This window comes from Ruegeria sp. BHSC026 (genome assembly GCF_059613065.1).
Genome location: NZ_JBXWRV010000006.1, coordinates 157,833 through 177,353 on the forward strand (window position 1 = coordinate 157,833; position 19,521 = coordinate 177,353).

General features: G+C 63.9%; 14 protein-coding genes. 9 read left to right on the forward strand and 5 right to left on the reverse strand.

Annotated features, from left to right (window positions below; translation table 11 throughout):
• Window positions 1-20: 20 nt before the first annotated feature.
• Entirely contained in the window at window positions 21-506 is a 486-nt protein-coding gene (locus AC2FME_RS10075; RefSeq protein ID WP_496681990.1) for an acyloxyacyl hydrolase, read from the reverse strand.
• Between the two features lie 194 nt (window positions 507-700).
• Here AC2FME_RS10075 and ychF point away from each other — a divergent pair, with 194 nt between their 5' ends.
• The 6 genes from ychF to AC2FME_RS10105 all read left to right on the forward strand — a co-directional run bounded on the left by ychF (window position 701) and on the right by AC2FME_RS10105 (window position 8,761).
• Window positions 701-1,798 carry a redox-regulated ATPase YchF gene (ychF, locus tag AC2FME_RS10080; RefSeq protein WP_005978002.1) on the forward strand — a complete coding sequence of 366 codons (1,098 nt, stop codon included), beginning with the start codon at window positions 701-703 and terminating at the stop codon, window positions 1,796-1,798.
• Window positions 1,799-1,870: 72 nt separating this feature from the next.
• On the forward strand, window positions 1,871-2,752 hold the full coding sequence (locus AC2FME_RS10085; RefSeq protein WP_496795544.1) for a LysR family transcriptional regulator: 882 nt from the start codon (window positions 1,871-1,873) through the stop codon (window positions 2,750-2,752).
• Between the two features lie 86 nt (window positions 2,753-2,838).
• Window positions 2,839-4,542 (forward strand): NAD(P)H-dependent oxidoreductase subunit E, encoded by a 1,704-nt coding sequence (locus tag AC2FME_RS10090; protein ID WP_496800349.1) that lies wholly within the window; start codon window positions 2,839-2,841, stop codon window positions 4,540-4,542.
• An 11-nt stretch (window positions 4,543-4,553) separates the two neighbouring features.
• Window positions 4,554-7,337, forward strand: a complete 2,784-nt coding sequence (gene fdhF / locus AC2FME_RS10095) for a formate dehydrogenase subunit alpha (RefSeq protein ID WP_496800350.1) — start codon at window positions 4,554-4,556, stop codon at window positions 7,335-7,337.
• Between the two features lie 117 nt (window positions 7,338-7,454).
• Complete coding sequence (locus AC2FME_RS10100; protein ID WP_496682002.1) at window positions 7,455-8,243, forward strand: cyclase family protein; 789 nt, start codon at window positions 7,455-7,457, stop codon at window positions 8,241-8,243.
• Window positions 8,240-8,761: a thioesterase family protein gene (locus AC2FME_RS10105; RefSeq protein ID WP_496800351.1), complete on the forward strand. Its 522-nt coding sequence runs from the start codon at window positions 8,240-8,242 to the stop codon at window positions 8,759-8,761. The genes AC2FME_RS10100 and AC2FME_RS10105 overlap by 4 nt, the downstream gene beginning before the upstream one ends.
• A gap of 21 nt (window positions 8,762-8,782) precedes the next feature.
• Here AC2FME_RS10105 and AC2FME_RS10110 read toward each other — a convergent pair whose 3' ends face one another.
• The 3 genes from AC2FME_RS10110 to AC2FME_RS10120 form a co-directional block, all read right to left on the reverse strand.
• A complete protein-coding gene (locus tag AC2FME_RS10110; protein ID WP_496800352.1) occupies window positions 8,783-12,874 on the reverse strand; it encodes a translocation/assembly module TamB domain-containing protein in 4,092 nt (1,363 codons plus the stop codon).
• Window positions 12,871-14,676: an autotransporter assembly complex protein TamA gene (locus AC2FME_RS10115; RefSeq protein WP_496800353.1), complete on the reverse strand. Its 1,806-nt coding sequence runs from the start codon at window positions 14,674-14,676 to the stop codon at window positions 12,871-12,873. Before AC2FME_RS10115 ends, AC2FME_RS10110 begins: the two co-directional genes overlap by 4 nt.
• A gap of 140 nt (window positions 14,677-14,816) precedes the next feature.
• Window positions 14,817-16,040: a urate hydroxylase PuuD gene (locus tag AC2FME_RS10120; RefSeq protein WP_496743101.1), complete on the reverse strand. Its 1,224-nt coding sequence runs from the start codon at window positions 16,038-16,040 to the stop codon at window positions 14,817-14,819.
• A gap of 95 nt (window positions 16,041-16,135) precedes the next feature.
• Between AC2FME_RS10120 and AC2FME_RS10125 the strand changes: the two genes are divergently transcribed.
• Window positions 16,136-17,050, forward strand: coding sequence for a LysR family transcriptional regulator (locus AC2FME_RS10125; RefSeq protein ID WP_496682014.1), 915 nt, complete (start codon window positions 16,136-16,138; stop codon window positions 17,048-17,050).
• Window positions 17,051-17,054: 4 nt separating this feature from the next.
• Here AC2FME_RS10125 and uraH read toward each other — a convergent pair whose 3' ends face one another.
• On the reverse strand, window positions 17,055-17,411 hold the full coding sequence (gene uraH, locus AC2FME_RS10130) for a hydroxyisourate hydrolase (RefSeq protein ID WP_496682016.1): 357 nt from the start codon (window positions 17,409-17,411) through the stop codon (window positions 17,055-17,057).
• Between the two features lie 202 nt (window positions 17,412-17,613).
• Between uraH and puuE the strand changes: the two genes are divergently transcribed.
• Both puuE and AC2FME_RS10140 read left to right on the forward strand, forming a co-directional pair.
• The gene (puuE, locus tag AC2FME_RS10135; protein ID WP_496800354.1) at window positions 17,614-19,032 is read left to right on the forward strand and encodes an allantoinase PuuE; all 1,419 of its coding nucleotides are present in this window, start codon (window positions 17,614-17,616) and stop codon (window positions 19,030-19,032) included.
• Window positions 19,029-19,517, forward strand: a complete 489-nt coding sequence (locus AC2FME_RS10140; protein WP_496682019.1) for an ureidoglycolate lyase — start codon at window positions 19,029-19,031, stop codon at window positions 19,515-19,517. Before puuE ends, AC2FME_RS10140 begins: the two co-directional genes overlap by 4 nt.
• The last annotated feature ends 4 nt before the right edge of the window (window positions 19,518-19,521 follow it).

Here is a 19,521-nt window from a genome sequence, read left to right on the forward strand (position 1 = left end):
TCCCGTCCTGACCGCCGGGGTCAGAAGTTCAGATGATACCGCAGCATAAGGGCGTTCATGCCGGGGTTTTTTTCTTGTGTGCTTGCGTTCGATTTGTGGGTGATCGCAAGCGATACGTCGTTGCCGCCGTTCAGCGTATAGCCGACGCCCAGCAGGCTGCGGATCTGAAAGCTGCCGCCCAGGTCATTCAGCGCCAGCGACTCGTTGTAATAGCCGGGCATCACGCTGCCTTCGATGAACCATCGGTTGGCAAACTGGTAGGTTCCGATCAGTCCGGCCCCGATATGGCTGTCGCCGTCCTTGTCCGACGAAATCGCCGCACCCCAGGTCGCACTGAACCGTTCGGCCTGATGGAACGGCCGGTGCTGATATTCCAGCGAGAAAATCGCTTGATCTGCAGACAGGCTGTCCGAGAAATCGGCATAACCGGCCCCAAAAATGATGGTTTGCGCCGGTGCTATGGTCGCAAAGGCTGAAAGCGCGGCTGAGGCAAGAAGGTTTTTCATGTCAAATCATAACCTTTGAAGAACTCGGATCGTAAATCGGAACCGTATGTCGGTAAGTTCAACACGGGAAGGCGCACGATTCCGCGACTTTTCGTGATGTTGCCGATGGGACTCAGTCTGGCGGCAGACCAGCGCCTTGCGGATTCCCCGTGAGATGCATAGAAGCAGCCGTCGAATGGCATCAGGAGGCCGCAATGGGCTTTAAAATGGGTATCGTGGGTCTGCCGAATGTCGGCAAGTCGACCCTGTTCAACGCGCTGACCAAGACCGCGGCCGCGCAGGCGGCGAATTTCCCGTTCTGCACGATCGAACCCAATGTGGGTGACGTTGCGGTGCCGGATGCGCGCCTGGACAAGCTGGCCGCCATTGCCAAATCCAAGCAGATCATCCCGACCCGGATGACCTTCGTCGACATCGCCGGCCTGGTCAAAGGCGCCTCGAAGGGCGAAGGGCTGGGCAACCAATTCCTGGCCAACATCCGCGAGGTGGACGCCATCGCCCATGTGCTGCGCTGTTTCGAAGACGGCGACGTGACCCATGTCGAGGGCCGCGTCGATCCGGTTGCCGATGCCGAGACGATCGAGACCGAGCTGATGCTGGCCGATCTGGAAAGCATTGAAAAGCGACGCGCCAACCTGGTGCGCAAGCTCAAGGGCAACGACAAGGAGGCCCAGCAGCAGGACCGCCTGTTGGCCGCCGCACAACAGATGCTGGAGGACGGCAAGCCCGCCCGCTTGGTCGAGGTCAGCGACGAGGATGCGAAGGCCTGGAAAAATCTGCAACTGCTGACGACCAAGCCGGTTCTCTATGTCTGCAACGTATCCGAGGAAGATGCGGCCACCGGCAATGAGTATTCCGAACGCGTGGCCAAGATGGCGGCCGAGCAGGGCAATGCCCACGTCATTATCAGCGCCAAGATCGAAGAAGAGATCAGCCTGCTGGAGCCGGACGAGGCACAGATGTTCCTGCAGGAGATGGGGCTGGAAGAACCCGGCCTCGATCGCCTGATCCGCGCGGGTTATGACCTGCTCAAGCTGGAAACCTATTTCACCGTCGGTCCGAAAGAGGCGCGTGCCTGGACCATCCGTCGCGGCACGCTGGCCCCGCAGGCCGCGGGCGTGATCCACGGCGATTTCGAAAAGGGCTTCATCCGCGCCGAGACCATCGCCTATGACGACTTTGTCGCCTGCAACGGCGAACAGGGCGCGAAGGAGGCCGGCAAGATGCGGGCCGAAGGCAAAAGCTATGTCGTCAAGGATGGCGACGTGCTGCACTTCCTGTTCAACACCTGATCGCGAAACGTCTTTTCCCGGCGGGCAAACCCGGTATCCTGCGGGCATCCTCCGCAACCCCGAGGCCCGCCCGTGTTCGACCTTCGCGACCTGCACCTGCTGTCCGCGCTTGCGCGCCATCGCCATTTCGCCAAGGCGGCCGAGGAGTGCGGCATCTCGCAACCCGCGTTCTCGATGCGCATCCGCAACCTCGAGGATCGGCTGGGCGTGTCGATCGTGCGCCGGGCCAACCGGTTTCAGGGCCTGACCGAAGAGGGCGAGATGATCGTCCGCCGCGCCCGCCGTATCTTGGATGACGCCAAGGCGCTGGAGCAGGAGGTGCAGGCGATCAAGGGCGAGATCACCGGCACCCTGATCCTTGGCGTGATCCCGACCGCCATCGCTTTTACCGGACGCCTGATCAAACGGCTGCAGGCGGCGCATCCCCGCATCCTGTCGCGGATCGAAACCATGTCGGCCACAGCGATCCAGTACCGGCTGGACGAGGGCAGCATCGATGCCGGGATCACCTATGGCGACAGCATCGGCACCGACCTGCGCCATGTTCATCCCCTATATGAAGAAACCTATGTGCTGCTTGTCCCTCAGCACATGACGCAGGAAACCGGCCCGATCCCTTGGGCACGCGTGGCCGAGTTCCCGCTCAGCCTGCTGGAGCCGCAGATGCAGAACCGGCGCATTCTTGACAGGATTTTCGCCGAACAAAGTCTACATCCTCATGTAGTGGCCGAAACCAGCGGATTCACTGCCTCGATGGTCATGGCGCGCGAAGGGCTGGCGGCGACGGTTGTGCCGCGCGTTCTGGTACGGGCGCTGGGCGATCTTGAGGGGACGCGGGTCCTGCCTTTGGTCGATCCGGTGGTCAGCAAGCCGATCTGTCTGGCGACGCTGGCGCGCGACCCGGAACTGCCGACGGTCGATGCCTTGCGACGGGTGGTGACGTCTTTGCGGTGATAAACCGTCGTTATCGTGCCATTCGGTTTTGCGATTTGACGATATGAATTGCTGATGAGACACGGGACCTCAATTCGGAGGGCATCATGGCACCATTGGACACCAAGCCATCAGGCGCGCCCAAGGGCGTCTGGAAGTCAGGTAAAGGCAAGGGGCGGCACACGCCCAAGGGCCGACAGTTCACGGACGAAGCGCAGGCCGAGATTCAGCGCCTGCTGGGCGATCGCCCGCGCCGCCGCGACCTGCTGATCGAGTTTCTGCATCTGATCCAGGACACGCACGGCCATATCAGCGCCGACCACATTGCCGCGCTGGCCGTTGAGGTGCGGGTCGGTCAGGCCGAGATCTACGAGACCGCGACTTTCTATGCTCATTTCGACGTGGTCAAAGAAGGTGAAACGCCGCCCCCCGCGCTGACCATCCGCGTTTGTGATTCCCTGTCCTGCGAATTGGCCGGCGCACAACAGCTGAAGAAGGCGCTGGAAGATGGGCTGGACCCGTCTGAAGTGCGCGTTCTGCGCGCGCCCTGCATGGGGCGCTGCGACACCGCGCCGGTGCTGGAAATCGGGCACAACCACATCGACCACGCGACCCCCGAAAAGGTGCAGGCCGCCATCGCGGCGGGCGACACCCACGCCCATCTGCCCGACTATGAGACCTTCGCGACCTATGTCGAAAACGGCGGTTACGCCAAGCTGAAAGAACTGCGTGAAGGCGGCGACTGGGAAGCGGTTCAGGAACAGGTTTTGGCCTCGGGCCTGCGCGGTTTGGGCGGTGCCGGTTTCCCGTCGGGCAAGAAATGGGGCTTTGTCCGCATGAACGACGGCCCGCGTTACCTGGCTGTCAACGGTGACGAGGGCGAGCCCGGCACCTTCAAGGACCGCTACTATCTTGAACGCACGCCGCATGTTTTCCTCGAAGGGATGCTGATCGCCGCATGGGCAGTCGAGGCTGAGACCTGCTTCATCTACATGCGCGACGAATACCCGGCGGTGCTGGAAATCCTTCGGCGCGAGATTGCAGCGTTGGAACAGGCCGGGATCGTCGAGAAAGGCTATATCGACCTGCGCCGCGGTGCGGGCGCCTATATCTGCGGCGAAGAATCCGCGATGATCGAGTCGATCGAGGGCAAGAAGGGCCTGCCGCGCCACCGCCCGCCCTTTGTGGCGCAGGTCGGCGTGTTTGGCCGCCCGACGCTGGTGCACAATGTCGAGACGCTCTACTGGGTGTCCAAGATCTGCCGGGAAGGCCCGGAAATCCTCAATTCGGTTGAAAAGAATGGCCGCAAGGGTCTGCGCAGCTATTCGGTCTCGGGCCGGGTGGCGAAACCCGGCGTTTACCTGCTGCCGGCAGGCTCGACCATTCTTGACGTGATTGATGCCGCCGGGGGCATGGCCGAGGGCCACGTTTTCAAAGCGTATCAACCGGGCGGGCCGTCCTCGGGCCTGTTGCCCGCGTCTATGGACGACATCCCGTTGGACTTCGACACTCTGCAACCGCATGGCACCTTCATCGGGTCCGCCGCCGTAGTGGTCCTGTCCGATCAGGACACCGCGCGCGACGCGGCGCTGAACATGCTGCGGTTCTTCGAGGACGAAAGCTGTGGCCAGTGCACGCCCTGCCGCGCGGGTTGCGAAAAGGCGGTGAAGCTGATGCAGGCCGAGAAATGGGACACCGACCTGCTGGAAGACCTGTGCCAGGTGATGGGTGATGCCTCGATCTGCGGTCTCGGGCAGGCGGCTCCGAACCCGATCCGCCTGGTCATGAAACATTTCGCCAATGAGATCTGAGGGAGACAGCTATGCTTGACGCAAGCGAAACCAAGACCGTCACCTTCAACCTGAACGGCGAAGACGTGACGGTACCCGAGGGCACCACGATCTGGGAAGCGGCCAACGGCAAGGGTCTGGTCATCCCGCATCTGTGCCACAAGCCCGCGCCGGGCTATCGCCCTGACGGCAACTGCCGCGCCTGTATGGTCGAGGTCGAGGGCGAGCGGACGCTGGTCGCCTCGTGCATCCGACCGGCGGCTGAAGGGATGGTGGTCAAAACCGACACCGACCGCGCCGAGAAATCGCGCGCGCTGGTGATGGAATTGTTGGTGGCCGACCAGCCAGAGCAGCCGCATGATGCCTCCAGCCATTTCTGGGACATGGCCAGGCTGAACGATGTCAGCGACAGCCGCTTTCCGGCGAAAGAGCCCGAGAAGATCCCGCTTCTGGATGACAGCCATGTGGCGATGCGGGTCAATCTGGATGCCTGCATCAACTGCAACCTCTGCGTCCGCGCCTGCCGCGAGGTGCAGGTGAATGACGTGATCGGCATGGCCGGTCGCGGGCATACCGCGCAGGTGGTGTTCGACCAGAACGACCCGATGGGCGAGTCGACCTGCGTGGCCTGCGGCGAATGCGTTCAGGCCTGCCCGACCGGCGCGCTGATGCCCGCCACCGTGCTGGACGACCAGCAGCGCGGCGACAGCAAGGATTACGACTCCGAGACCGAAAGCGTCTGCCCCTTCTGCGGCGTGGGCTGCAAGGTCAGCCTCAAGGTCAAGGACGGCAAGGTCAAATATGTCGAGGGCATCAACGGTCCCGCCAACGAAGGCCGCCTGTGCGTCAAGGGCCGGTTCGGGTTCGACTACATCCACCACCCGCACCGCCTGACCAAGCCGCTGATCCGGCGCGAGGATGCGCCGCCCAAGGGGTTGAACGTCGATCCCGCCGACTGGAGCACCCATTTCCGCGAGGCGACCTGGGACGAAGCGCTGGACCTGACCGCCAAGGGGCTGATGAAGCTGCGGGATGAGGATCCGCGCAGCGTGGCGGGCTTTGGCTCGGCCAAATGCACCAACGAAGAGGCCTATCTGTTCCAGAAGTTCATCCGGCAGGGCTTTGGCCACAACAACGTGGACCACTGCACGCGGCTGTGCCACGCCTCGTCGGTGGCGGCGCTGATCGAGAACGTGGGCTCGGGCGCAGTGACCGCGACCTTCAACGAGATCGAAAATGCCGATGTGGCGATCATCATCGGCGCCAACCCGATCGAGAATCACCCCGTCGCGGCGACCTATTTCAAGCAGTTCGCCAAACGCGGCGGCAAGCTGATCGTGATGGACCCGCGCGGCGTGGGTATGCGCAAATTCGCGACCGAGATGCTGCAGTTCCGGCCCGGTGCCGATGTCTCGATGCTGAACGCGATCATGAACGTGATCGTCGAGGAAGAGCTGTATGACAGCCAGTACATCCATCGCTGGACCGAGAACTGGGAGGCCGAGAAGGAGCACCTGCGCCAGTTCACGCCCGAGAAGATGGCGCCGATCTGCGGCATCGAGCCCGATCAACTGCGCCGCGTGGCCCGGATTTTCGCCAATGCGAATGCGGGCCTGATCTTCTGGGGCATGGGCGTCAGCCAGCATATCCACGGCACCGACAACTCGCGCTGCCTGATCTCGCTGGCGCTGATGACGGGCAATGTGGGCAAGCCCGGTGCGGGTCTGCACCCGCTGCGCGGACAGAACAACGTACAGGGGGCCTCGGATGCCGGCCTGATCCCGATGTTCCTGCCCGACTACCAGTCGGTCACCGACGACGCCGTTCGAGCCAAGTTCAGTCAGGTCTGGAATTCGGGCGATTTCTCGAACGAGAAGGGCCTGACCGTGACCGAGATCATCGACCACGCCTATGTGGGGAAGATTAAGGGCATGTACATCCTGGGCGAAAACCCGGCCATGTCCGACCCCGACGTGAACCACGCCCGCGAGGCGCTGGCCAAGCTGGACCTGATGATCGTGCAGGACATCTTTTTGACCGAAACGGCGAACTATGCCGACATCATCCTGCCGGCCTCGGCGCTGTATGAAAAGAACGGCACGGTGTCGAACACCAACCGCCAAGTGCAGCGCGTGCGCCCCGCGGTGCCGCCGCCGGGCGATGCGCGCGAGGACTGGGCGATCACCGTCGATCTGGCAAAGCGCATCGGGCTGAACTGGGATTACACGGATGTCTCGCAGGTCTTTGCCGAGATGAAGCTGACCATGGCGTCGCTGGACAACATCACATGGGAGCGGCTCGAGACCGAGAGCATCACCTATCCGTCGCTGTCCGAGACCGATCCGGGCCAGTCCATCGTGTTCGGCGACGGCTTCCCGCGCCCCGATGGCCGTGCGAAATTCACTCCGGCCAGCATCATCCCCCCGGATGAGGCCCCGGACGAGGAATTCCCGATGATCGCCACCACAGGGCGGCAGCTGGAACACTGGCACACCGGGTCCATGACCCGTCGCGCCAAGGTTCTGGACGCAGTCGAGCCCGAGGCGAACTGTTCGATGAACCCGCGAACGCTCAAGCTGATGGGGATCGAGCCGGGCGAGATGGTGCGTCTCACCACCCGGCGCGGCTCGATCGAGATCATGGTGCGCGCCGACCGGGCGATCGCCGAGGACATGGTGTTCATCCCCTTCGCCTATGTCGAGGCGGCGGCCAATATCCTGACCAACTCGGCAATCGACCCCTATGGCAAGATCCCCGAGTTCAAGTTCTCGGCCATCCGTGTCGAAAAGATCGAGGACGCCATCGCGGCCGAGTAGAGCCTGCAACCACTCACCAAAACCCTGAAAAGGCGGGCCAGCGTGCCCGCCTTTTTCTTGGCTTGACAGATGCTTGCAGCCAGCCAACCCTTGAGCCGCGCAATCCCGGAGGAGTTCATGGCCCGCCGTTTCGTCGATCTGTCCGTCCCGCTGGAAACCGGCATCGTGTCGGACCCACCGATCATGCTGCCGCAGATCGAATACATGAGCCACGACGAGACGGCCGAGCAGGTGATGGCATTTTTCCCCGGCCTGAAGAAAGAGGACCTGCCCGGCGGCGAGGGCTGGGCCATCGAACGGCTGCAGATCGCCACCCACAACGGCACCCATCTGGATGCGCCGTACCACCACCACTCGACCATGAACCGGGGCGAGCGGGCGATCACCATCGACGAGGTGCCGCTGGAGTGGTGTATGAACCCGGGCGTGAAGCTGGATTTCCGGCATTTCGAGGATGGCTACGTCGTCACCGCCGCCGATGTCGAGGCCGAACTGAAGCGGATAGGGCATGACCTGCAACCGCTGGATATCGTCGTGGTCAACACCTCCGCCGGCACCTGCTATGGCCAGCCGGATTACCTGATGAAAGGCTGCGGAATGGGGCGTGAGGCCACGCTATACCTGACCGAGCGCGGCGTACGGGTGACCGGCACCGACGCCTGGAGCTGGGACGCGCCCTTTCCGCTGACCGCGCAGGAATACGCGGAAACCCATGATCCCTCGATCATCTGGGAGGGGCATCGCGCGTCGATGGAGATCGGCTATTGCCACATGGAGAAGATGACCAATCTGGAAAGCCTGCCGCCCACGGGGTTCGAGATCTCTTGCTTTCCGTTCAAGATTAAGGGCGCCTCGGCCGGGTTCGTCCGCGCGGTGGCGATCTTCGAGGAGGACAGCGCGCAATGACCCCGCAATCCGAGCCTTTGGGCGGCCATGACGGCCCGTACCCCGCACCAGTCGAAATCACCGGTTTTTCGGTCCGGCCCGACTGGATCGACTATAACGGCCACATGAATGTGGGGTATTTCGGCGTGGTGTTCGATCTGGCCTTCGAACGTCTGCTGGTCGATCATCTGGGCCTGGGCGAACCGCAGGTCGCGGCGCTGGGGCAGGGGCCGTACATCCTGCAGTCGCATCTGCATTTCCTGCGCGAGGTTCGCGAGGGAGAGGCACTGGTGTTCCGGTTTCGGATGCTGGACGCCGATTACAAGCGTGGTCACTATTTTGCAAAGATGGTGTCGGCCGAGGATGGCGTGGTCTGTGCCACCCAAGAGGCCCTGTTCATGAATGTCAGCCACACAACAGGTCGGTCGGAACCCTACCCGGACTGGGCCGTAGCGCGTCTGGCCCGGATGGTGGCCGATCACGCGGGTCTGGAGGCCGCGCCGCAAATCGGGCAGCCGATCGGCATCCGAAGATCCTGACGGGCCCCGCGATACTGGCCTTCAGTAATCGCGATCGAAAAAGATGCCGATCCCGGTTTCCCCTTTGCCATCCACCGTGCCGCGCACGGTGATATTGTCGGTGACGTCCAGGTTGAGGTTCACCTCGGTATCGCCCTCGGTGTTCACGGTGAAATCGGTATAGAGGTTGTCGCTCAGATAGGCGCCGGCACCCAGCCGCCCGCCACCGCCTTCGGTCGCGCCGACATCGACGGTATCAACCCCTGTCGCGTCGCGCACGCCTTTGGTGGCATCGCCGCCCGCACCGCTGAGCTGCGCCAGCGAGGCCGCCATCTGCGCGATCACGAAGGGCGAAAGCTCGGAAAACCGGTTGCCGAACAGCAACATGGCCAGCGCCTCTTCGGCCGGGCGTTCGGGGTCGGAAAACACGTCGACGGCGGGGGCGTCCAGCGGCCCGGCGATCTCGATGGTCGCGGTTCCGTCCGAGGTGCTGGCCGAGGACACGAATTCGATATACGGCTTCAGGTCGCCCTGCAGGCTGACGATCCCTTTGGTCAAGGCCAGCCGACGCCCGAGAATGTCCAGATTGCCCCGGATCAGGTCGATCTGGCCCGAAGGCACAACGGAGGCGGTGGTGCCCCTGATGAAAATCGCACCGCCAAGTTCCGCGTTGACGCCACGCCCGCGCACGAAGACGCTTTTGGGCGCAAGCAGGCTGATGTCCAGCGCGATTCGGGACTCGCCTTTCTGGGTGCGCTCGGTTTCGACCAATTGGGCATGCTGGCGCGTGACGAGGCTGGCGGCGCTTTCACCCACATGCTCGATCACCGGGATGGGTGCGGCGCCGACGGCCCCCGAGGCGGCTGCCAGGTTGATGTTGGTTTCCCCGAAGGTGATCTGCCCGGCCAGCGTGCTGTTGCGGGCCAGCGCACCGGTCATAGCGATCTGTCCGTTCAACGTGGTTTCGTACAGCAGGTTGTCGGTCACCACCAGGTTGTTGATCGCGGTGGTGATCTGCGCATTGAAGGGCGGTGTCAGATCGACGGGGCCGCTGACGGTGAACCCGCCGCCTGCCCGCATGCCGCCGTTCAACGCGATCGTCGCGCGGCTTTGGGCAAGGTCGATCCGGCCGGTGATGCCGGTAATGGTTTGACCGGCGGTTGGTATGGCCAACGAAGTCTCCGAGGTCGTGACCGAGCCGCTGAGCGCGTCCAGCGAGGGTTGGCCATTGAGGGCCAGATCGAACTGGGCTGAGCCCTCGATCTTGTTCGGGGTAATGAACGCATTGGCGATGCCAAGATTTACGCCGCCCTGCGCGGTGATGTCGGCCGTGCCTGCTGCCTCGGAATAAGTGCCCTTGACGGTACTGTTGATCTCGGCCGGGCCGGTTGCGGCGGCGTCGATCGTCCAGACACCATCGTCACGCCGGGCATTTCCCTTGGCGGTGACGCTGCCCGGGAAGTCCGGCGCGAAACGCTCGATACGGTCGAACCTGGCGTCAAAGTCCAGATCGGCGGACCCATCCGTATTCACCGCGCCAACAAGCGCCGCGAATGAGCTGTCAGGCCCTTGCAGACGCGCCGACCCTTCCAGCCCCGAAGCCGTGGGCGCCACGTTACCATCCAGTTTCAATGGCCCCGAAATCGTGTTCGAGATGCGTGCCAGATCGTCCAGACCGGCCGAGAAACTCAGCCCGCCGGATGCCCGGTCCAACTGACCCGAGGCATTTGCCGACAGCGCGGTGCCTGCCAGCCGGAATGTGCGGATGTTCAGGCCCTGGTCGTCGTTCGCCGCGTCCACGGTCAGGGTCGTGCGACCCGGTACCAGAGCGTCGGCCAATGCGACCCCGGTCTGGATGTCGTCGGCCTTGACTGTTCCGCGAATGTCGAAGGTCCGGCTGTCTCTGGCGGCCTTGCCCGACAGTTCTGCCGAAACGGCCCCGGCCACGGGGCGGCCCGCCAATGCCGCGAACAACGACAGGTCCGGGATTTCGGCCTTGGCCCGGCCATCAACGACCAATGTCCCAGTCGGGTCGTCGATGGTGGCGGCGATCTCGGCCTGCACGGCGGCGCTGTTCAGGCTGGCCTGCCGGATGTCGATTCGGTCGCGGCCGTACGCCCCGTCGAACGCCGCCTCAACGCGGCCGGTCAACAGCGGGTCGATCTGGTCCAGCCCGGTTCGGACATCGCGGGCGTCCAGACTGGCGGTGCCGTCGAACGCCAGCGTCCGGACCGCGCCCTTGCCATCCACCCGCGCCGACAGCGCGCCGGCCAGCGGGCGCTGGGCCAAGCCTGAAAATATCGACAGATCGGTAGCCCTCACCTCGGCCTGTCCGTCGAGCGTCAGATTGCCGCCGGGGGTCGTCACGTCTCCGCTGGCCTGCGCGGTCAAGGTCTCGCCGTTGATGGTGAGCGCGCGGATCGTTATGCCGCCCGCATCGCGCCGCGCGTCCAGCGCGATGTCGGTCTCTCCGGCGATCACCGGGTCGATGTCGTCGCGACCGGTGGACAGGTCGTGCCCTTCAACGGTCAGCTTGCCGTCGAAACTCCCCTCCAGCGGCGAGCCCGCGCCTTCGACACGCAGGCTGGCCCGTCCGCCCAAGTCCAGTTTCGCCAGACCCGAGAACCGGGACAGGTCCGTCACATCGGCGGTGGCGGTCCCGTCGACCTTCAACCCGCTTGCCAACCCGCTAATCTGTGCGTTGGCCCGCATGGCATAGTCGGTTCCGACCAGTTCGAACCCCGACAACCCAAGCGTCTGGTCTGCGCCATAGTCGAACCGGCCATCCAGGGTGATCTGGTCGCCAACCGCCGCCTTCAAGGCGGGATCGTTTGGATCGACACCGCCCAAATAGGCCTGAAGATCGCCGCTGAGGTCCAGGCCGGCGGTTTGCGTCAGAGTGCCCTGTGCCGTCAGCCGCGCCCGAGCGACGCGCAACTGCGGCGTATCGATTGCGTTGGCGGTCAGGCTGAGATCCCAGTAGTTGCCGTTCTTCTGGTCGAACAGGGCCGAGAACTGGGCTGCTCCCACCGAGGTATCCCCGCCGCCGAAGGGCAGAACCACCTCATCGCCGGCAGGCGGAGTGATCCGGCCCTGAATGGCTGCCATCTGCAAGGCGTTGCCTGCGGCAAGGTTCACCTGCGCCTCGAAGCGCAGCGCCTGCGAGGTGATTTCGGCCTTGGAGACCTCCATCCCACCGCCCGGCAATGTCCGTCCGTCGATGAACAGGCGTGTGCGCGCGCCGAAGAACGGGTCGATTTCGGGGGCAAGAAACGGCCTGAGGTCGCCGCCCAGATCCGCTGTAAAGACAATGCCGTCCTGTGCGGAGGTTTGCGTTTGTTCGAGTCCCCGCAGACGTATCTGGCCGCTGACATGGTCCATCCCGTCGCTGCCCAGACCGATATCGGCGGTGAAATCCGTGACCGGCCCAGACCCTTTGGCCGTCAACCCGATGGCCGGGCTGTCGGGGATTTTCAGGGCTTGGGAAATCAGGCCGCCGGGCGCCTCGGACACGGTCAGGTCAAGGTCGATCTGACGGCTTTCGTTCTGGAACCCGGCGGTCAGGGCGATCCGGTCGCCTTGGCGGTCCAGTCGGTCGATACCCAGCTTGGTGTCAAGGGTGCCGTCGGCCAGCGTCAGGTTGCCGTCTACCGACAACGTGGCCGCGACGCCGATCAGCGGTTGACCCAGCGACAGGCTGTCCACCCGGAGTTCTCCGATTTCGATGGCAACAGGCAGTTCCGGCAGTTGAAAGGGCTGGGCCTCGGCTGTGGCGGTCGGTTCATCCGACGTCGTCTTGCCGGGCGCGCGGGCGATTTCGATTTCCTCCGCCGCAAGGGCGTTCACGGAAAACCGTCCGCGGATCAGGGCCAGGCGGTTCCAGTCCAACTCGGCGTTGCGGATCGTCAGCCAGACGCCGTCGTCATCGGCGACGGTGATCTCCTCGATCGTGGCGCGGGCGCTCAGCGCGCCTTGCAGCCCCACGACGCGCACGTTGCGATTGTCGCCGGACAGGGTGTTCTGAAGGAAATCCGACAGCATGCCGCCGCCATCCGTGTCCTGTGCCGCAACGGGACCCGACAAAGTCAGCGACAGGGCGGCGATCGCAAGCGGATATGAAAGATGACGTGTCAAAATGCCTGCCCGATCCCGATGTAGAATTGCAGCCCGTCGCCGGTGTCTCCCTGGACGGGAACGGCCAGATCCAGCCGCAGGGGCCCAAACCCACCCAGATCATACCGGACCCCCAAGCCGGCGCCCGAATGGGTTTCGGCGCCGCTGCCAACGAAGGACGAGATGTCCACGGCACCGTAGTCGTAGAACCCGACCAGCGACAGTTTCTCGGTCACCTTTCCGCGGACTTCGCCGGACAGGCCCAGGAAGGATTTGCCACCGGCGATTCCGGTTCCGACGGGCACGCCCAGGCTTTCATACGGTTGGCCGCGCACGGTGCCCGCGCCGCCCGAGAAGAACAGGAAGTCGGGCGTGACCCCGTCGGCCGGCGGGCCGATCACCGAACCCAGCTGAATGCGCCCGGCAAGCACCAGCCGTCCGCCGGTGCCCAAGCTGGCATAACCACGCCCGTCGACAAACAGCCGAATCCCCGTATCGGTTCCAGACAGCCCGACAAACGGCATAACCTGGGCGTCAAGGTAATAACCGCGCGTGGCGCTGACCTTGCTGTCGCGCAGGTCCCATTCGGATCGGGTCGGCAGGATGAAATACCGGAACTTGCGGCCTGTACCATAGGCGTCATCCGCTTCGGAGTAGTAGAAACCCGTGGCGGCTTCGGCATAGAGACGGTCTGAAAATGTCCGACGTGCGCCGAAGACCAGCGACGCTGCCGAGACGGTGTAATTGTCGGTGTCGCGCCGTTCCAGCAACGCGCTCCAGAATGTGCTGTCGTCGGGGCCCAGCCTGTCGGGCTGGTCCAGGCGCAGGCCCAGGCGGTAATCGACGTCTTCGGACCCGCCGATGTTGCGGATCGCGGCTTCGAGCCGCAGACGCTGGGCGCGTCGGAAAACGTTTCGGTGGGTCCAGGTGGCCGCCAGATCCAGCCCATCGCGCGAGGCGAGTTCGAGCCCGAAGGTCAGGCGGCGCTTGGGCAGGTCCTCGAAGGTGGCGTCAAAATCCAGCGTGCCGTCGGGGTTGGGTGTTTCACGCTCGACGATCGAAACGCTGCTGAATGTTCCGGTGCGACGCAACCGGGTGCCGACTCTCTGCAGCTTGTCCGGCGAATAGACCTCGCCCGAAGGGAAACCAGCGATTTTCTCGATTGACCTGTGTCTGACATCGGTGTCGCCTGCGATATGCATCTTGCCGAACCGCAGGCGTGGGCCCGGGTCCAGCCTGATCCGAGCATCCAGCCGGGCTTGGGCTTGGCGGGCGATGATCTCTTGATCGGACAGGGCGGCCTTGGGGTGGCCCGCGTTTTTCCAGCCCTGCACCCCGGCCGACGCCGCATCATGGATCGCGCCAGTAGTGGCGCGCTTTCCGGTGGCGAAGCCTTCGGGCAGGTCGGTTTCGGGGGCCACGGGGCGGATGACGGCGGTTCCGAAAGAAAACGCGGGCCCGGGATTGATCGAGATCACCGCACGGTTGATCCGCGCCGGAACGTTCACCGAGCTGAGGTCAGCGGCTTCGCGCCCGTCCAGCTTGATGCTGACCGAAGGCCCGAAATACCCCGCGTCATACAGGATCTGCACGATGGTGCGATAATCGGACAGGGCGGCCGAAAAGACCTCCAAAGGTGTGTCCAGGCCCCGGGATTCGGCAGTGATGACCGAGGATGTGTTTTCGATCTTCTTGACAACGTCCGGCGGCAGGCCCGGCGCCGACAGGGAGGTTTCCAGCGCAAGCAGGCTGTGCGGGGCCACGGCCAGCACCGCGCCAATGAACCAGCCCCTCAGACTGCACTTCCGCCTGCCTGCCCGCATCAATTGGCTCCACCCGTTCTGCATTGCGGTTTTTCAGCCGAAATGCGGCCTCCGCAACGTCCTTGATCGGCATGTTAGAACATCGCGCGCGGGAAAGGGACAGAAATATTGGGTGGACAAGCTGGATTTTCAGCCGGCTGTCATGACCCGGCGTTGCGGAACCAACGGACGATGGCCGCGCGGTCCTCGGGCTCCATGTAGGTCACGTTCGCGGGCGGCATCGCGTGGCTGATCCCCGCCTGCAGATAGATCTGCTTGGCGTTGCGCGCGATGTCAGCCTCGGTTTCCAGCAGAACGCCCTTGGGCGCCCACAGGATGCCGTCCCAGACCGGCTCGCGCGCGTGGCACATCGAACAGCGGCCCAGAACGACGTCATGGGCGGCCTCGAAGCCGGGGGCCTCGGCGAACCGCTGTTCATAGGGCGTCAGCGGCTGCGCCTCGGCCTCTTCCAGCGGGTCGTGCATCGGGGCGGTGGACAGCCACATGATGGCGATGAACAGCAGGGCCGTCACAAGCCAGGTCCAGGTCGGGTTGCCGGCCCGGGCGTGGCGCGTGTTGAAATAGTGGCGGATGGTGACGCCCATCAGAAAGACCAGCGCCGCGATGATCCAGTTGTACTTGGTCGCAAAGGCCAGCGGATAGTGGTTTGACAGCATCAGGAAGACCACCGGCAAAGTCAGATAGTTGTTGTGGGTCGAGCGCAGCTTGGCGATCTTGCCGTATTTCGGGTCGGGGGTGCGGCCATTTTTCAGGTCGTCCACCACGATCCGTTGGTTGGGCATGATGATGAAGAATACGTTGGCCGTCATGATCGTGGCGGTGAAGGCGCCCAGATGCAGCATCATCGCGCGGCCGGTGAAGATCTGGTTGTATCCCCAGCCCATTGCCACCAGCAGAACGAACAGCAGCAGCATCAGCAGGGTCGGACGCTCGCCCAGATCAGATTTGCACAGGAAATCATAGATCAGCCAGCCCACGGTCAGCGACGCCGCCGAGATCAGGATGCCCTGCCACAGCGCCAGATCGGCCTTTTGCGCGTCGATCAGGTACAGCTCTCCACCCACCCAATAGACGATCATCAGCAGCGCCGCGCCGCTGAGCCATGTGGAATAGCTTTCCCATTTGAACCAGGTCAGGTGATCGGGCATCCGTTCGGGCGCCACCAAGTATTTCTGGATGTGATAAAACCCGCCGCCATGCACCTGCCATTCCTCGCCATCCGCCGGGCCGGGAATGTCGCGGTTCAGGCCGAGATCCAGCGCGATGAAATAGAACGACGACCCGATCCACGCGATCGCGGTGACCACATGCAGCCAGCGCACGCCAAAGGCCAACCAGTCCCAGAACACGGCAAACTCAAACATCCATGGCTCTCCGATTGTTTGCCCGCACACTAGGCAAGTGGTGGTTTCTTCGGTATTCCCGCATATTGTCAAACTGTATCAAAAAAAACGATAAGATGTCCTATCTCGACAACATTCGCACCTTTGTCCGGGTCTATGATCTGGGCAGCATGTCCGCGGCGGGCCGCGATCTGCGGATTTCACCGGCGGTAACATCGGCGCGGATTTCCCAGCTCGAGGATCATCTGGGCGTGCGTCTGTTCCAGCGCACCACGCGCAACCTGTCGCCGACCGAGCAGGGCCGGGCTTTCTATCCCGGTGCGGTGGCGGTGCTGGACGCGGTCGATCAGGCCGAGGCGCAGGTTATGCACCTGACCGAGGCCCCGCGCGGCACCTTGTTCGTGGCGGCGCCGCTTGGGGTGGGGCGGCGGTTGATCGCGCCGCAAGTGCCGGAATTTCTGGACAAATATCCCGAGATCGACGTGCGGCTGCGCCTGACCGACCGCTCGGTGGACCTGACGACCGAGGGGCTGGATCTTGCGTTCTTCATCGGCCTGCCCGAGGACAGCACCCTGCGCATCCGCAAGATCGCCGATTGTCAGCGCATTCTGTGCGCGGCCCCGGATTATGTCGCGCGCCGGGGCATGCCGCGATCGGGGGCTGATCTGATCGCGGACCGGCACGAATGCCTGAACCTGCGCTATCCCGGCGCGACCGAGTTTCAATGGCTGTTGCAGACGCCCGACGGCCCCAAACGCTTTGCCGTGTCCGGCCGGTTTGAGTGCGATGATGGCGACGTGCTGACCGATTGGGCACTGGCGGGGCAGGGGATCGCGATGAAGCCGGTCTTCGAAGTGGCCGAGCATCTGAAGGCCGGCCGCCTTGTACCGGTGGCGCAGGACACGCCGCCCGTTCCGGTGCAGATGGCGTGCCTGTACACCCATCGCCGCCATCAGGACCCCAAGGCGCGCCTGTTCATGGATTTCGTGATCGCCCGGATCGGCGCGGTCGTCCGCCGGGCCGAGGCCTAGGCTCTCAGCTGCCGCGATAGGTGGAATAGCCGTAGGGCGACAGCAGCAGCGGCACATGGTAATGCGCCTGCGGATCGGACATGCCGAACCGGATCGGCACCTGATCCAGGAACAGCGGGTCCGCTCCCGCCTGGCCGGTGGCGCGCAGATAGTCGCCGGCAAAAAAGATCAACTCGTAGGTTCCGGTTTGGAACTTGTCCTGCGGCAGGATCGGGCTGTCGGTGCGCCCATCGGCGTTGGTCTGCATCTCGACCAGCTTGCGGTGCGAATTGCCCGACACGCGGTACAACGCGATTTTCAGCCCTTGGGCCGGACAGCCGCGGGCCGTGTCCAGAACGTGGGTCGTCAGGTATCCTGTCACGGGTCTCTCCTGCCTGTTGCGTGGTGCAGTCTTGCCGGTCGTCAGCGGATTTGGCAAACGGATAGACCGCATTCTGAGGCGAAACCCATGCCCGAGGAAACGGCCAAATAACCGAAACAGCGTTCGGATTGATTTGATAATCCCTTGCGGTTTCATGCAATAAAAAGCCAGTGAATGGTCGCAACAAAAGGCGGAACCCAACATGCAGCCCCCCAGATACCCGCGCGACATGATCGGATATGGCGCCACCACGCCCGATGCGAAGTGGCCCGGCGGCGCCAAACTGGCAGTGCAGATCGTGCTGAACTATGAAGAGGGCGGCGAAAACTGCGTGCTGCATGGCGACGCGGCGTCCGAGGCGTTTCTGTCCGAAATCGTGGGCGCCGCGCCCTGGCCCGGCCAGCGGCATTGGAACATGGAATCCATCTATGAATACGGCGCCCGCGCCGGGTTCTGGCGGCTGCATCGCCTGATGGCCGACCTGCCGGTGACCGTCTATGGCGTGGCCACCGCGCTGGCGCGCTCGCCCGATCAGGTGGCGGCGATGAAGTCCGCCGGGTGGGAGATCGCCAGCCACGGGCTGAGATGGATCGAACACAAGGACATGCCCGAAGACGAGGAGCGCGCCCAGATCGCCGAGGCGATCCGCCTGCACACCGAGGTGGTCGGAGACCGCCCGCGCGGCTGGTACACGGGGCGGTGTTCGGACAACACCGTGCGGCTTGTCGCCGAGGAAGGCGGGTTTGCCTATGTGGCCGACAGCTATGCCGACGATCTGCCTTATTGGGTGCACACCGGCGGGCGCGACCAGCTGATCGTGCCCTATACGCTGGACTGCAACGACATGCGCTTTGCCACGCCGCAGGGGTTCAACTCGGGCGATCAGTTCTTTGCGTATCTGCGCGACAGTTTCGATGCGCTCTATGCCGAGGGGCAGGCCGGCGCGCCCAAGATGTTGTCGATCGGTCTGCATTGCCGCCTGATCGGCCGACCGGGCCGGGTGATGGCGCTGAAGCGGTTTCTGGACTATGCGCGCGGCTTTTCCGATGTGTGGTTCGCGACCCGGTTGCAGATTGCCGAACACTGGGCCGCGCATCATCCGCCGCAGGACCGCCCGCGCCCCTCGCAGATGGACCGCGACTCCTTCGTGGCGGCCTATGGCGGCATCTTCGAACATTCGGCCTGGATCGCCGAGCGCGCCTGGGCGCTGGAACTGGGGCCGGCGCACGATACGGCGGGCGGGCTGCACAACGCGCTGGCGCGGGTGTTCCGTTCGGCCTCGCCCGAGGAGCGCTTGGGCGTTCTGACCGCGCATCCGGATCTGGCGGGCAAGCTTGCACAGGCCAAACGCCTGACGGCTGAAAGCACCGCCGAACAGGCCTCGGCCGGGTTGGACGCCCTGACCGACGCCGAGCGCGACGCCTTTACCAATCTGAACACGCGTTACACCCGGAAATTCGGCTTTCCCTTCATCATCGCGGTGCGCGACCACGACAAGGCCTCGATCCTGCAGGCGTTTCAGCGACGCATCGAGAATGACCGCGAGACCGAGCTCGCCGAAGCCTGCCGTCAGGTCGAGCGCATCGCCGAGTTCCGCCTGCGCGACCTGTTGCCCTCATGACCCTGGTTATCCATATCGCGCCGCTGACGGCCCAGGCCTTTGCGCCATTCGGCGACGTGCTCGAGGTTTCGGGCGCGCCGGACAAGATCATCAACCAGGGTCAGTGCGGGCGATATCATGACCGAGCGGTGCTGGATTTTGCGGACGGGCGCGCGGGGATCAGCCTGTTCGACGCCAACCCGCGGGCATTGCCCTATCAACTGGACATGGTCGAACGTCACCCTCAGGGCAGCCAGGCCTTCATTCCGATGACCCACCAGCCGTTCCTGGTGATCGTCGCGCCGGACGAAGATGGCGTTCCGGGCAGGCCGCTGGCCTTCGTGACGCAGCCGGGGCAGGCCGTGAACTATCATCGCGGCACATGGCACGGCGTGCTGACGCCGCTGCACGCGCCCGGCCTGTTCGCCGTGGTCGACCGCATCGGCGACGGCACCAACCTTCAGGAGCATTGGTTCGACACCCCTTACGAGGTGCGGTTGCCCTGACCGG